Raw genomic sequence first — 15,204 nt, forward strand, 5'->3', positions numbered from 1 at the left:
GACTTATTTAAACCCAAAAGCAATAATCCTGACCTTAGTTATCGTTTATATTCTACAGCAGTTAAAGGAATAGCGATCGCAACTTATCCAGACACAATCATCACAAAAGAGAGTATTAGTGTATTAGGGGTATTAATCCCAAGTAAACAGATTATAGATAAAAATTATGACCTCAGACCCGAAGAATATATCAATAAACAAACTGAAACCCGTTCAAGCAAATCTCCAGTTAAACTTCTTAACGATATCTATACCAACCAAAGAAAACTCGCGTAATACATCGCACTTAGGAGCGTTCATTTCATTGCTCAAAATAATCTTCTTCTCTAAAGATTTAAACGGGGATTAGTCAACTCTGTTGAATATTTTTTTTTATTCCTGAATAATGCGGTTTAAAGTTAATAACCAACAACAAAAAGTTAAATTCACAAATGGGAATCACTAACCTTGTAAAACATGAATTTTTGTAACGTTTTTGGTTAATTGATATATGTAAATTTATTTAAACTATTGCGAATTTTTAGCTTAACTTTAAAGCTCTGAAAAACAATATATGCAATTCAAGCATAGTTAATTTATAATTAAAATAAAAAAAGGGGAAATGTAAGATGGAAAACCCAACAAAAGCAAATATTTTATTAGTCGATGATCAGCCCACTCATTTAATCTTAATAGAAAAACTTATTAAAGATTTAAAACACAATGTAATTATAGCCAACTCGGGGCAGGAAGTATTAAACTATTTACGTTTCCATAAACAAGAGCTTGCTGCCATTATTTTAGATGTAAATATGCCGGGAATGAATGGATTTCAAGTGGCGGAGAAAATCAAAGCTTTACCCGAACATCAAGAAACCCCTATTATCTTTTTAACCGGCACTGATTTTAATGATATTAGTAAATATAAAGGTTATAATTTAGGAGCTATTGATTATCTTTCAAAGCCAGTTGATATACAAATTTTACGGTATAAAATTTCTAGTCTTATTGAAATTTTCCAACATAAAAAATATTTAAAACAACAAGCTGAAGAACTCGCTATCACCAACGTATCCTTACATAATCAAGTCGTTAAAATTCAAGCAATTGAGCAATATCTTAATCAGGTAAATCTAAATTTAGAAAAATTAGTTGAACAACGAACCGCTCAACTCCAAAAAGTGAATTCTGAGCTACAGCAAGAAATTCAACAGCGTCGCCATATAGAAGAAGTCTTAAGGATGATAGCTCTAAGTTTTTCAAGGAAAAGTGGAAAAGATTTTTTTTGTTCTTTGGTTGAATATCTTGCTAAAGCGGAAGAGGTAGACTATGCTTTTGTAGTTGAATTGACATCTAACTCACATTTCCTTAAACCAGTTGCTATCTATCCTGAAGAAGCCTTGACAGCAAATATAATATTTGATTTAAAAAACGGTCCTTGTGAAGAAGTTTTAAAAAACGGATTTTCTGTTTATGAAAATCAAGTTTTAATAAAATTCCCTAATCATAAATTAGTCCAAAATCTCCAAATAGAAAGCTATGCAGGAATCACTTTATTTAATTCAGAAAATCAGCCTTTAGGAATTTTGGGGATTATGAGCAAACAGCCTTTAAATAAACCCGAATTGACCACAGAAATTTTGAAAATATTTGCCGTTCGTACAGAATTAGAATTACAACAACAAAAAACCGCAAAAATTTTACAAGATTCAGAAAACCTACATCGTCTTATTCTGACTAATATTTCTGATTCTGTATTCATTACTGATGATCAAGGTTTTTTCACTTTTATCTGCCCCAATACTGAACAAATTTTTGGCTATGATTATCAAGAGATTAAGTTCATGAAAAATATTAAAAATTTATTGGGAGATATTTTTGATACTCAACAAGAATTAACCCAGTTTGAGAAAATTATTAATCTTGAAAAAGTTATTATTAATAAATTTGGTGAACGACGAGTTTTATTGATTAACATTCAACAAGTTAGTATTGCTCAAGGAACTATTCTTTATACTTGTCGAGAAATTACTCATCGAAAAAAAGCTGAAGAAATTTTACAGGATAGAGAAGAACAATTCCGTCAACTAGCTGAAAATATTCGAGATGTTTTTTTTATTCATGATTCTCATTCATACCAATTGATTTACATTAGTCCAGCTTTTGAAAAAATTTGGGGCATTAAACAAGAGAAAGTCTATGAAGACTCTTTAATATGGATGAATTCCATTTATCCGGAAGACCGAGAAAAAGTGATCAATAAAGTCAAACAAGAACAAGCAAATCAACCGACTCAACTAGAGTATCGTATAGTTAAACCCAACCAAGAAATTCGTTGGATTCGAGTCAGGAGTTTTCCGGTTTTTAATAATTTAGGAGAAGTCTATCGAATTGTGGGAATTGCTGAAGATATTACCGAACGAAAACAAGCAGATCAATTAATATATGAAAGTGAACAGCGTTATCGAAATTTGATCAATAATTTACATGCAGGTGTGATTGTTCATGGTTCAGATAGTCAAATTTTACTCTGTAATTCTAAAGCAGTAGAATTGTTAGGAATCGAGCGAGAATGTCTCCTAGAAAAAACTGCGCTTGATCCGGTTTGGCATTTTTTAAAAGAAGATGGAAGCTTGATGTCTTTAAAAGATTATCCAGTCAATCAGGTTATCGCTACAAAAAAATCTTTAACGAACTATGTTGTAGGAGTTATTCGTAAAAATAGTAAAACCTTAATTTGGGGTTTAGTCAATGCTTTTCCTGAATTGGATATTGAGGGAAATTTGACTCAAATTGTTGTTACTTTTTTCGATATTACTGAACGTCAAGAAACTGAGTTAAAATTACAAAAGATGAATGAAGAGTTAGAATTAAAAATTGAGGAAAGGACTTATCACTTACATCAAGCTAACCAACAATTAAGACTCGAAATTTTTGAGCGCGAACAGGCAGAACTTGCTTTAGAAGAAAATAAAGCTTTTTTACGTAATGTTATTGATAATGTACCTTCGATGATTTTTGTTAAAGATGCTGACAGCCGCGTAATTTTAGCTAACAATTTTTTAGCCAAGTTTTATAACAAAAGCATTGACCAAATAGAAGGACAGCAACATATAGAATTTGTTCCTGATTTAGCTGACCAAAAAAAATTCTTGCAAGAAGATCAGCAAGTTTTCAAATCTTTAGAAACATTGTTGATTCCGGAACAAACTATAACCTTGCCTTCCGGTGAAGTTCGCTATTTTCAAACCAGCAAAACTCCTTTAATCTCTATAGATGGAAAAGTGAAATATCTATTAGGGGTAGCCACAGATATTACTGAACGGAAAAATTTTGAACAACAGTTAGAAATCGCTTTAGCCCAAGAGAAAGAACTTCATAAGCTGAAAATTCAGTTTATTGATCTTATTTCTCATGAATTCCGTACTCCTTTAACGGCTATTTTAGGCAGTGCCGAGTTTGTTGAACGACATGGAGAACAACTAAAAGCTGAAAAAAAAGAAAAGCATTTACGTAATATTCTTCTTGCTGGACGGAGACTTAATGAATTAGTGGATGATGTATTATCGATTAGCCGAGCAGAATCCGGTAAACTAGAATTTAACCCTACTCCTTTAGACTTTGTAGAATTTTGTCAAAATTTAATTGAAGAAATTCAATTTGGCTTTGCTAAAAATCATCATATTGAATTATTGCTCAAAGGATTCGTTCCTGAAAAAGACTGTAATATCTGCTATCTTGATGAAAAGTGTTTGCGACATATTTTAATTAATTTACTTTCTAACGCGACTAAATATTCGGCGGTTGATAGTTTAATTCAATTATCTTTGGACTGTCAAGAACAGCAAATCATTTTTCAAATTAGCGATCAAGGAATTGGTATTCCTCTAGAAGACCAATCTCTTCTTTTTGAACCCTTTTACCGAGCTAATAATGTTCATACTATACCGGGAACCGGACTCGGACTCAAGATTGTACAAACTTATGTAACCTTGCACAAGGGAAAAGTAGAGTTTATTAGCGAGGAAGGGGAAGGTACAACTTTTACAGTGACTTTACCACGATACAAAAATTTACAAAGTTATGGTTAATTTAATTAAGTTTAAGGGCAGTATAAATATTAAATACAATTATTTAATTGAAGAAACTGCCGTGACCACAATTTTAGTCATTGAAGACGATGAAATTATTCGAGATATTATTAATGATATATTATCTCTAGTGGGTTTTGATGTTATTGAAGCTACCAATGGGCAACAGGGTTTAGAAATTGCTCTTTCTACTTACCCAGACTTAATTATCTGCGATATTATGATGCCTCAACTCGATGGTTATGGTGTACTACAAGCCCTACAGTGCCATTCCACAACAGAATCTATTCCTTTTATATTTCTGACTGCTAAAGGAACGCCAGTTAATATTAGAGAAGGAATGGATTTAGGAGCCGATGATTACCTCACTAAACCTTTTAGCGAAGAAGGACTTTTAAAAGCTGTTACTACTCGTCTTAAAAAACGAGCTTCAATTGAATTGCAATATATAAACAAAATTCAGGAAATTCAAAATAAACTAGAGTTTCTCCTACATCATGATCCTTTGACCAATTTACCTAATCAACTTTTATTAAGAAAATTTTTTCAAGAATTCATTTCAAAGCAAAAAAGTTCTCAAACCGCTAAAGATACTCAAACTCCCGACAATAAAAATCAATCTTTTATTCCTATCCTATCTATTGGTTTAGATCGCTTTGAACGAATTCATGAAAGTTTTGGTTATGAAATTAGTGATATTTTATTAAAATTGGTCGCTCAACGTTTAGTAAGCTGTGTCCATAAACAAGGAATAATTGCTCGTCTAAGTGAAGATGAATTTGTCATTATTCTTAATCCGGTTGTAGATAAACATTTTGCCTCCCAAATAGCCGAGCATATTATTAATACTTTTTCTCATCCTTTTATGATTGAGAGTCAGGAAGTTTTTATTACCCTAAGTTTAGGAATAGTCATTTATCCTCGTGATAGTCAAAAATTGCAGGAATTAATCCAAAAATCCAAAGCAATAATGAAACGAGTAAAACAAATGGGTGGCAACTCTTACGAATTTTATAGCCGCTTAATTGAAAAAAATGTTGTTTCAGATTATTTAGACTTAGAAACGGATCTCCGTCATGCTTTAGAACGAAATGAATTTGAAGTTTACTATCAACCTAAAGTGAGTTGTGAAACGGGTAAAATTGTTGGAGCGGAAGCATTATGTCGTTGGAACAATCCAAAAAGGGGAATGGTATCACCCGGAATTTTTGTGCCTATTGCCGAGGAAATAGGATTAATAGAACCTCTGGGAGAATGGGTGTTAAGAACAGCTTGTAAACAGGCAAAAGATTGGCAAAAAAAAGGTTTAAATCCGATTAAAATAGCTGTCAATATTTCTGCTCGTCAATTTAATCAAAAAAATCTAGCACTGTGGTTAAGTAATATTTTAGAAGAAATTAATTTTAATGGTCAGTTATTAGAATTAGAATTAACAGAAAGTATGTTACTCGAAAATCCGTCAATTTCTGTTTTAAAATTACGAGGGCTAAAAACCTTGGGAGTGAAAATCGCTATTGATGATTTTGGAACGGGGTATTCTTCATTAAGTTATTTACAGCAGTTTCCTTTTGATATTTTAAAAATTGATCGTTGTTTTGTTAAAAATATTGATCAAAATGTCAAAAATGCAGAAATTACAAAAGCTCTTATTTCTTTAGCTCACCATTTAAATTTAGTTGTTGTTGCTGAAGGTGTAGAAACTAAACCTGAGTTATCTTTTTTAAAAACATATAACTGCGATGAAATCCAAGGATTTTTATTTAGCCGCCCTCTGCCGGCTTCTGAGTTTGAACGTTTAGCCACTGGAGAATTGAATTTTATGAATTTAACGTAGTTTTTCTATGCCGCTCAATTAAAATTAAGGCAAACAGTCTTCTACTGAGTTTACCCTAACCTTAAACATGATTATTCCCTTCCCACAACTCACGCCGGCGATTGTGCGAAATCCTTTAGTGCTTTCACCAGATACTAAAGTTTTAGAAGCGATCACCTCTTTGATCAATCAACGCTCACAACCGGTTAAATCAAATTGTGCTGTCGTGGTAGAAAATGGGCAAATTGTAGGAATTGTCACCAAAGGAGATATTTTAGTTGCACTAGCACAGTCGCAAACTCTCGATTTCTTGACCATCAGTCAGGTGATGAGTTCTCCTGTTGTCATGCTGCGAGAATCTGAGTTTACTGGTTTAGAGTCGGCAATCAACTTGTTTCAAACTCATTCAATTGATCATCTACCGATTATTGACTCAGAGAATCACCTTGTCGGGTTACTCACTTCAGACAGCCTATCGGCAGTTATCCAATCATATATAATGAAGGATCAAAAAATAGCTGAGAAAAAAACAACTCTTCAATTAGAAAACTCTTTTCAAGCCGCGATTTTAGACGAAATTAATCATATTAGTTCACCAAAACAAGAACAAAGAAAACTCCAAGAAAGTGAACTTAATTATACTTCTTTAGCAGAAATCGCTCCCATTGGCATTTTTCGCACCGATACTCAGGGTTACTGTGTTTATGTGAATCCTCGTTGGTGTGAGATCGCCGGATTAACTTCAGAAGAAGCGAAAGGAAAGGGATGGGAACAAGTCCTCCATCCGGATGATGATGATGAGGTGAGCGCTCAATGGTATCGAAGCGTTGAGGAAAATCGCCTTTTTCAACTGGAATATCGTTTTAAACGACCTAATGGAGAGATAAGATATGTTTATGGTCAATCCGTCGCACTAAGAGACATTAATCAGCAGATTATTGGTTATTTAGGCACAATTACTGATATTACTGAGCAAAAGAAAACAGAATACCGCTTAAAAGAAGCCCTACGCTTGGCAAAATTAGGCAACTGGGAACTCGATGTTCAAAACAATATTGGCTATTGGTCAGAAGAAGTTTTTCACATTTTTGGCAGAGAACCTCAGCCATTTAGCCCTTCTTTTGATGGCTTTTTAGAATTAGTTCATCCCGATGATCGCTCGAAAGTTGTCGCCTCCTATACTCAGCACCTAGAAAAGCGAATTCCTCACGAAGTGGTTCATCGTGTGCCGATGCCTGATGGACGGATTAAAGTTGTAGTAGAACGATGCGAAACTGCCTATGATGCCGAAGGCAAACCGATTCACTCATTAGGAACCGTTCAAGATATTACAGAGTATTATAAACAAGAAACTATACTCAAAAAACTGCTGGCAGGGACATCTAATACTCTGACTCAAGAGTTTTTCTCGGCTTTAGTGCGCCATATTGCCGAAGCCTTAGAAGTCTCCTATGTGATTATTGCAGAATTAATTGATGAGCGGCTGCACACTTTCGCCTTTTGGGGAGATGAACAATTACAGAAAAATATTGATGTGGCAATTTGTCAAACTCCTTGTGAATATGTTATTAAAGACGGATTTTTTTATTGTTCTCATAGTATTCAAGAGCAATTTCCCCAAAATACCCATTTAGCCCAAATGCAAGCCGAGAGTTATTTGGGCATAGTGTTAACGGATAAAAATAGTCATCCCATCGGCATCCTTTGCGTTTTAGATGTAAAACCGATGGATAGAGAAACCGCCGAAATGATCCAACAAATTTTACAAATTTTTGCCGGACGAGCTTCTGCGGAACTGGAACGAAAGCGTAGCGATGAAGCCCTACAGCAACTTAAGGCTACCTTAGAAGCGCAAGTCGAGGAAAGAACCCAACAGTTACAAGAAAGTCAGCGATTTATACAACAGATTACCGATCAATCTCCTAGTATTTTATATCTCTACGATCTTCAAGAACAACGAAATATCTATATCAATCAAGAGGTTTCCCGGATTTTGGGCTACAGTCCCACAGAAATACAAGAGATGGGAAATCTTATAATATCTCGTTTAATACACCCGCAAGATTTAAGCCGATTCAATCGATATCTCGAACAGCTTAAGCAAGCCCAGGATCACGAAATTTTAGGCGTTGAATACAGATTTCAAGATATTAAAGGTCAGTGGCGATGGTTTTCAGGTCGAGATGCTGTTTTTAGCCGAGATTCACAAGGAAGAGTTAAACAAGTGATTGGCGTAGCGCAAGATATTACCGAACGAAAACAAGCCGAACAAACCCTTTATCTTCAAGCACAACAAGAAAAACTCTTGCGAGAAATTAATCAGCGAATTCGTCAATCTCTTGACCTTCAGACCATTTTTGACACCGCTTGTCAAGAAATCCTTCTATTACTTCAGGTAGATCGGGTGGGAATTTTCCGCTTTGATCCTGAATCTCATTACGATGATGGAGAATTTATCGCTGAGGCAATGGTGGCGGGATTACCTTCTGCAATAGCGATTCACGTTCACGATCACTGTTTTGGGGAAAAATTTTCATCTCTCTATGCTCAGGGCAAATTTTTGGCCGTTGATGATATTAATAATAGTGAACTGATGGACTGTCACCGTGAGATCTTATCTCAGTTTCAGATTAAAGCCCATTTAGTGCTGCCGTTATTGTGTGAAGAACAGTTGTGGGGTTTACTTTGTGTACATCAATGTTATGATACTCGTCACTGGAAAGAAGCAGAAATTAAGTTACTCCAACAAATTACCCATCAATTAACGATTGCTATTCAGCAAGCCAGTTTATATGAACAAATACGGCAAAAACTCCGCCAACAACAAGCCATTGCTGCTATTGTTCAACAGGTTCGTCAATCTCTCAATATCGAGGAGATTTTAAACACCATTACCCAAGATGTGAGAGCCTTATTTGACTGTGATCGGGTGATTATTTTTCGTCTGTATTCTGATGGGGGAAGCCGAATTATTGAAGAGTCCGTTTCTACTGAATTTCTCCCACTCAAATATTGTCACTGGGATGATGAAACTTGGTCACAAGATATCCTCAATCTATATTGGCAGGGGCAACCTCGTATTGTCCCCGATGTTATGAACGATATCTATACTGAGTGCTTACATGAATATTCCCGTGAAGGGCAAATTCAATCTAAAATTGTTGCGCCGATTCTTCTAGACTTAAAAGAAAAAGAAAATCATCGTTGGGTGGCCTCAACAAACAGTCATAAACTATGGGGTATTTTAGTTGTCCATGCTTGTCGAGAAAAACGAGTTTGGCAAAATTCCGAAGCGCAACTCTTACAACAAATTGCCAATCAATTAGCGATCGCCATTCAGCAAGCCAGTTTATTTGAGCAATTGCAGGTAGAAATCGAAGATAAACAGCAAAAAAATGCAGAGCTTGACCGCGCAACCCGGCTTAAAGATGAATTCCTCGCCAATATGAGCCATGAATTGCGGACTCCCCTGAATGCGATTCTAGGCATGACAGAAGGGCTACAAGATGAAATTTTTGGTCAAATTAATGAACGACAACGCAAATCTCTTAAGATTATTGAACAGGCTGGCAATCACTTACTCGAACTAATTAACGATATTTTGGATGTGTCGAAAATTGAATCGGGTCAATTAGAACTTCATTGTACTTCAACAGAAATTATTCCCCTCTGTCAATCAAGTCTTGCTTTTGTGAAACAACAGGCAGTGAAAAAACGCATTCAGTTAGATTTTAATATTTCTTCTAATATTTTAATGTTAACCCTAGATGAACGTCGTATCCGTCAAGTGATCATCAATCTACTCAATAATGCGGTCAAATTTACCCCAGAAGGCGGAAAAGTTGGCTTAGAAGTTGTCCAAATAGGGGAAAATACAGTAAGATTTGCCGTCAAAGATACAGGAATTGGCATAGCCGCCGAAAACATCCCGAAATTATTTCAACCCTTTATGCAAATTGATAGTGCTTTAAATCGTCAATATACGGGAACGGGTTTAGGATTAGCATTAGTCAAACGTCTTGTGGATTTACATGGGGGAGAAGTGAGTGTTACCAGCGAGTTAGGGGTGGGCAGTTGCTTTAGCGTTGATTTACCGCTCATGGAAAGTTGCTCAACTGACAATTTTTTTGATTTTCAAACGCCATTAACCCCTGAAGTAGAAGCGAATTCTGTCAACTTAAAAAATGCTCCCTTAATCCTCTTAGCAGAAGATAACGAAACGAACATTACCACCATTTCTAATTACCTGAAAGCCAAAAAATATAAGCTTATTTTAGCCAAAAATGGAAAAGAAGCTATTTCACTAGCCCAATCTCAACAGCCTGATTTAATTTTAATGGATATTTGCCTGCCGGGCATTAATGGGTTAGAAGCTATTCAACAAATTCGACAGCTTCCGGATTTGAAGGATATACCCATTATTGCAGTAACAGCTTTAGCCTTGACTGGTGATCGGGAACGATGTCTTGAAGCCGGAGCCAATGAATATTTAAGTAAACCTTTGAAGTTGAAAGAATTAGTTGCGCTTATTCAATCTCTTTTAGAGTAATTGTATATTCTCAGTCAAATCAAAATAAAAAATATTTAGTAAAAATTTACAAAAATGCTCATTAAATTTGACAAGTTGCAGAGGTTAGGGAGCTTGGATTTTTCCTACCCAAGGCGGGCTGTGAATTCTCTGAAATGATTAAATAAATTTATTCTAGTACCAAGTTTAAGCTAAACAATTTTGCATTAAAGCAACTAAATCTTTAAATTTAATCGGCTTGGTGACATAATAGTTAGCTCCTGCTGTTAAACATTTTTCCTGATCGCCCTTCATGGCAAAAGCTGTTAAAGCAATAATGGGGGTGTTAACCAACTCAGGAATTTGACGGATGGCGGCAATAGCTTGTAATCCGTCCATTTTTGGCATAGAAATATCCATTAAGATTAATTTGGGTTGCACTTGTTGCGCTTTTTCAACTGCTTCTATCCCATTATTAGCTACGATTAAAGAATAGCCAAAAACTTCCAAGTAGTCGCAAATCGTTAGTTGATTCATGAAGTCATCTTCTGCCAGCAAGATTACGGGAGGATCTATAGATGAATGAACGGTTAAATCGCAAGGAAAATAAGATTTATTCATAATTTTACCTCAAATAAGTAGGAAGACATCGATAAACTCTCCTCTGTGTGTAAAATACTTAGAATTTCAACACATTTGACATAAAAACTTTATAATCCAGAAAAAATTCTCCATTGCCGTTAAATTTCATAAAAATTAGGTACTTTAGCTTAGTGTTTGGTTCGAAGTCAAGTTAACTGTGAGGTTAGGTACTCATACAAGAGACAATAGCCACTCTTGAAAGCTTGAAAGGCTTTGGCTCTATTACATTTCAAAACACATAGTGTGCTTTATTTATGTCTAGGGAGTTAGAAAAAAAAGTGTCTGTGAGCCTACAACTATCATAAGGGATCACGTTGCTGATTCACTTAGATAGGCCATAAATCTTAAAAAAAAATTAAGTAAAATCTAGCTAAAGCAAGTATTTAACCTTTAAAACTCTCGTGATCGTTCGTCAGGGCAAGCCTTTGCTTTGATTACTGTAAATATAAACCATAATTGTATGAAATTATTAAAGCGCAAAGATCATTAATATTACTCATATAACAATAAAATATATAACAAAAAAATACAGTTGGATAAAAAAGTTAATTAACATCGTGATAAAAAAGACAATTTAATGATCAAACCCTTTAAATTTTAGTTTTTCCTTAAATTTGCATCTAAATCTTATTTTTTAAATGATGAGTCTGCTAAAAAGCTTTTAAATAGCACTATATAGAGTTATATATCAAGGTCAAGATCAGATGAAAAATCAGTTAGCTTATATAAAAAAAGATGGGTGTATCTACACTTGGCAAAAATTTGGATTAAACTTATCTTAGTAGTAAGAGAATGAAAGTCCATCTCATGCTCAACCGCCAGAAGTTAAATAAGCTATCCTGAGCTATCCTGAAAGTAAGTAAATAACCAATTTTATATTCAAACTAAACATTTAAATAAAAATGTTAATGTTTAGTTAAGAAAGGGTGTATAAATCATCAACATACTTTAAAATGTTGACCCTAGGTTGGGTATTAAAGAGCAACGCAAAAAACATACTCTAGAGTTTCTTATTATTTCTCATAAGGTCATAGCTGGCAAGGCTAAGATTAGAGAGCTATGAAAAAAGAGCAGATAATTATCTGATTTAACCCTTGACAAAAAGAATGTTTAAGGTTGAGATTCTGTAAGAAAAACTCAAGCAATTTCAGCATACTCAACCAAAAAGAACCAACGTATTTAAGGATGATAAATGTCATGAGAAATATTTTTTTAAAAATAGCAATTTTGAGTTTTCTAACAAGTTTTGCCATCGGGGAGCAACCGACAAATGCTTTAACCTTGTGGGAGCAAGTCCCTAATAGTGATTTATGGGAAATGGGTTTAGGATATAATCAATGGTCGAAAGTCAATAATGACCTAACAGCAGTTCAATGCCCTCAACCTAGTTTATATTCGAGCGGTGAAATTTGTTTGAATAATTTATTAATCGATTTCTCAATATTGAACAAAAATAAGCCAAGAGAAAATCATCCCGTTCAAACCCTGATTATCCCTCAACCCACTGAGCCTAACTTAGTTCCCGGACTAATTTGTTTTGCAAGTTTTTTGGCTTTCACCCGCCTGATCAATATAGGCGAAAAAATTTTTGATAGCCATCAGGGAACTGATAAAATTCCATTCATTAAACATCAATAAAGCCCTAAACCTCCATAAAATTTTGCTGGTTGCTCAAGCTCAACTCACGGAAATTTTCATCAACAAGAGTTATGAATAAACCACCAAAACAGAGAAAAAAGTTAGAACAAGGGTTTACTCTCTTAGAACTGCTCATGGCTTTTTTGTTATTGAATGTTTTAATGATTATTAGCTATCAAATGAGCCTTAAACAAGTTGAAAAAGCGAGACAAGCCGAAGCTCTAAGTACCCTTGGACTTATTAACCGCGCACAACAGTTTTATAAATTTGAACATAGCACCTTCACTTCCTTGAACAATCTTTCGATTTCTATAGGTTCGGATAATGGCAATGGAACTTACAGCGCACAATACTATATTTTCAGTGATACGAATATTGAATCGACCTATAGCGGTCAGCGAGCTAGTGCCAGTCCTGTTTATCAAAACGATATCCTCAATTATGCTTCTGCCATCAGTCAAAAAAATGATGGAACCTTTACAAATATTATTTGTGAATCAACTAGCACCACTGCTGATGATGCTGCCACTAGCCAGAGCAATAATGAGGTGTTTTGTTCGGGAGGACACCCAATGCGATAAAACACTAAGTCTAGGAGATAAGACAAAGACAGAACTCCTCAAGAGGACAAGTTAAAAGTCAAAACCTCGCCAATAATTTTTTTTTCATTAAGAGTTTAATTCTGTTGGATTTTTAGAGGACAAAAAAATGATTTTTCCTAACTTTTTTATTCTAGGCACTGCTCAAGCCGGAACGATGGCTTTACAGAGTTATTTACAACAACATCCGCAAATTTATATGACTTCTGAAAAAATCAACAGGGCGACTTTGCCCGCCAAAGAATTTAAGTTATCAAGAAATAAAAAGATTAATCAATTGACGATTGCCAATCCCCTTGACTTACCCAAAAAAATCACAAAAGATATGGCTATTGGAACCGCTTGTCCTGTTTATCTTTATAATCCCAACGTCGCGCCAAAAATTTATGAGTATTGTCCCCAAGTTCGATTAATCGTTATTTTGCGTCATCCCGTCCTACGGGCTTATATTAATTTTTTACATTTATTTTTGGAGCGGCGAGAACCCCATCAAGACTTTTTGGCGGCTTTACAAGCGGAATCTCAACGAATTCAAAAACATTCCCCTTGGTTTACTCATTATATTCAATTAGGATTTTATGGTCAACAATTGAAACGTTATTATCAACTTTTTTCTCCCGAACAAATTAAAGTTTATCTCTATGAAGATTTTCTTATTGAGCCACTTAATATCCTCAAAGATATTTGCCATTTTTTGCAGGTTGATCCGAAATTATTGCCCAAAATTTCTAGAGAATTTACTCAATCTGAAATTCCTGCACCCAACTTTTCACCCAGATTTTTCAACTCATTAAATTGTCTAACGAAAATTCTCAACTCTTTCAGGGATTTTTCCGTTTTTCAAAAACATCAGGCTCACAATATAATGCTCCCTGAAATGTCTTTAACCAGTCGAAAATTCTTATTAGACTTGTATCGAGAAGATATTTTACAGTGTCAAGATTTAATTAGACGAGACTTATCAGCTTGGCTCAAACCTGATTTTTTTTAACCTCAATCAACAAAATTATTACCCGGAAAAACAATGGTTATTACACTAACAGCATCAACTTTATCTAGCGGAATATCAATTAATGCCCCAACCCATTCCACCACTCTTGCTGAATATCTTCAAACAATACCCAAAGTGGCAGTTTCTCTTCCCACTACAGCCACAGGTACACTTTTAACGGCAATGGGGCGATACACCGCTAATGACTCGGTTTGGAGGATACGTAATGGAATAGGATTATCTAAATTAAGTGCTTATGGCGGTGGTTTTACTGCTCAATATGACTCCCTTCCTACAGCAACCGATACTTTCGTTTTATCTCCAATTTTCAAAACCCATGTTCTTGAAACGGCTGGTGGAACTCTTGTTAAAGCGGCAGGAACTCAAATTTTTAATAATAGTTCTCCTCTGAATGATACCGATCAATACACCATCAATGGGTCTAATGGCAATGATACTTTAAGCGGCGCTAATGCTGCTGATACTATCGAGGGAAAAGGAGGAAATGATACCTTAACCGGGGGAAGCGGCAGTGATCACTTTGTCTTTAGCCATCAAGGAGTAGATGTCATAACAGATTTTTCTGCCTCAGATAATGATGTATTTGCGATAAAATCTGCTAACTATGATGCTGTTGCCGCTCCTAATACTCCTTTAACAACCGGAGAGGCTTTAAATGCACAAGCTAATAGCTACATCATGATTGACACTTCAGAAAAAATTGCTTCAGTATCATCAGGTAATTCTCGGTTGGCTTATAACACCAGTAACAACACATTGCTTTATGACAATGATGGTAACTGGTCAAATGGCGGTGCAATGGTCATGGCTAATGTGACTTTAACGGGAAATTTAAGTGCCAATAACTTCTCTTTTATCTAGGCGATATGTTTTCTAATCGGATTTCTCAACTAATCGTATTTTCAATTAGGAGCGCGTTTTCT

8 protein-coding genes are annotated in these 15,204 nt (G+C 35.1%); 7 read left to right on the top strand and 1 reads right to left on the bottom strand.

Going from position 1 to position 15,204, the window contains the following annotated elements; all coding sequences use genetic code 11:
* Positions 1 to 608 precede the first annotated feature (608 nt).
* The 3 genes from CYAN7822_RS34700 to CYAN7822_RS19865 all read left to right on the top strand — a co-directional run bounded on the left by CYAN7822_RS34700 (position 609) and on the right by CYAN7822_RS19865 (position 10,432).
* Positions 609 to 4,070: a PAS domain S-box protein gene (locus CYAN7822_RS34700; RefSeq protein ID WP_013324042.1), complete on the top strand. Its 3,462-nt coding sequence runs from the start codon at positions 609 to 611 to the stop codon at positions 4,068 to 4,070.
* Positions 4,063 to 5,904, top strand: coding sequence for an EAL domain-containing response regulator (locus CYAN7822_RS19860; RefSeq protein WP_013324043.1), 1,842 nt, complete (start codon positions 4,063 to 4,065; stop codon positions 5,902 to 5,904). The genes CYAN7822_RS34700 and CYAN7822_RS19860 overlap by 8 nt, the downstream gene beginning before the upstream one ends.
* 67 nt (positions 5,905 to 5,971) lie before the next feature.
* Positions 5,972 to 10,432 carry a PAS domain-containing protein gene (locus tag CYAN7822_RS19865; RefSeq protein ID WP_013324044.1) on the top strand — a complete coding sequence of 1,487 codons (4,461 nt, stop codon included), beginning with the start codon at positions 5,972 to 5,974 and terminating at the stop codon, positions 10,430 to 10,432.
* Positions 10,433 to 10,597: 165 nt separating this feature from the next.
* Here the strand turns inward: CYAN7822_RS19865 and CYAN7822_RS19870 are convergent, their stop codons facing one another.
* Positions 10,598 to 11,011, bottom strand: coding sequence for a response regulator (locus tag CYAN7822_RS19870; RefSeq protein WP_013324045.1), 414 nt, complete (start codon positions 11,009 to 11,011; stop codon positions 10,598 to 10,600).
* Positions 11,012 to 12,229: 1,218 nt separating this feature from the next.
* On the opposite strand from CYAN7822_RS19870, the gene CYAN7822_RS19875 reads away from it, so the two are divergent.
* From CYAN7822_RS19875 to CYAN7822_RS19890, 4 genes are all read left to right on the top strand, one after another.
* On the top strand, positions 12,230 to 12,670 hold the full coding sequence (locus CYAN7822_RS19875; protein ID WP_013324046.1) for a hypothetical protein: 441 nt from the start codon (positions 12,230 to 12,232) through the stop codon (positions 12,668 to 12,670).
* Positions 12,671 to 12,741: 71 nt separating this feature from the next.
* Positions 12,742 to 13,251, top strand: a complete 510-nt coding sequence (locus CYAN7822_RS19880; protein ID WP_013324047.1) for a type IV pilin-like G/H family protein — start codon at positions 12,742 to 12,744, stop codon at positions 13,249 to 13,251.
* Between the two features lie 127 nt (positions 13,252 to 13,378).
* Positions 13,379 to 14,260: a sulfotransferase gene (locus tag CYAN7822_RS19885; RefSeq protein ID WP_013324048.1), complete on the top strand. Its 882-nt coding sequence runs from the start codon at positions 13,379 to 13,381 to the stop codon at positions 14,258 to 14,260.
* A 33-nt stretch (positions 14,261 to 14,293) separates the two neighbouring features.
* Positions 14,294 to 15,142 (top strand): calcium-binding protein, encoded by an 849-nt coding sequence (locus CYAN7822_RS19890; protein WP_013324049.1) that lies wholly within the window; start codon positions 14,294 to 14,296, stop codon positions 15,140 to 15,142.
* Positions 15,143 to 15,204: the final 62 nt, after the last annotated feature.

It is taken from the genome of Gloeothece verrucosa PCC 7822 (assembly GCF_000147335.1).
GTDB lineage: Bacteria > Cyanobacteriota > Cyanobacteriia > Cyanobacteriales > Microcystaceae > Gloeothece > Gloeothece verrucosa.

What these genes read in the sequence shown, in the direction of transcription:
- CYAN7822_RS19885 (WP_013324048.1), top strand. Translation starts at nt 13,379, where the DNA reads ATGATTTTTCCTAACTTTTTTATTCTAGGCACTGCTCAAGCCGGAACG.
- CYAN7822_RS19865 (WP_013324044.1), top strand. Translation starts at nt 5,972, where the DNA reads ATGATTATTCCCTTCCCACAACTCACGCCGGCGATTGTGCGAAATCCT.
- CYAN7822_RS19890 (WP_013324049.1), top strand. Translation starts at nt 14,294, where the DNA reads ATGGTTATTACACTAACAGCATCAACTTTATCTAGCGGAATATCAATT.
- CYAN7822_RS19860 (WP_013324043.1), top strand. Translation starts at nt 4,063, where the DNA reads ATGGTTAATTTAATTAAGTTTAAGGGCAGTATAAATATTAAATACAAT.
- CYAN7822_RS19875 (WP_013324046.1), top strand. Translation starts at nt 12,230, where the DNA reads ATGAGAAATATTTTTTTAAAAATAGCAATTTTGAGTTTTCTAACAAGT.
- CYAN7822_RS19880 (WP_013324047.1), top strand. Translation starts at nt 12,742, where the DNA reads ATGAATAAACCACCAAAACAGAGAAAAAAGTTAGAACAAGGGTTTACT.
- CYAN7822_RS19870 (WP_013324045.1), bottom strand. Translation starts at nt 11,011, where the DNA reads ATGAATAAATCTTATTTTCCTTGCGATTTAACCGTTCATTCATCTATA.
- CYAN7822_RS34700 (WP_013324042.1), top strand. Translation starts at nt 609, where the DNA reads ATGGAAAACCCAACAAAAGCAAATATTTTATTAGTCGATGATCAGCCC.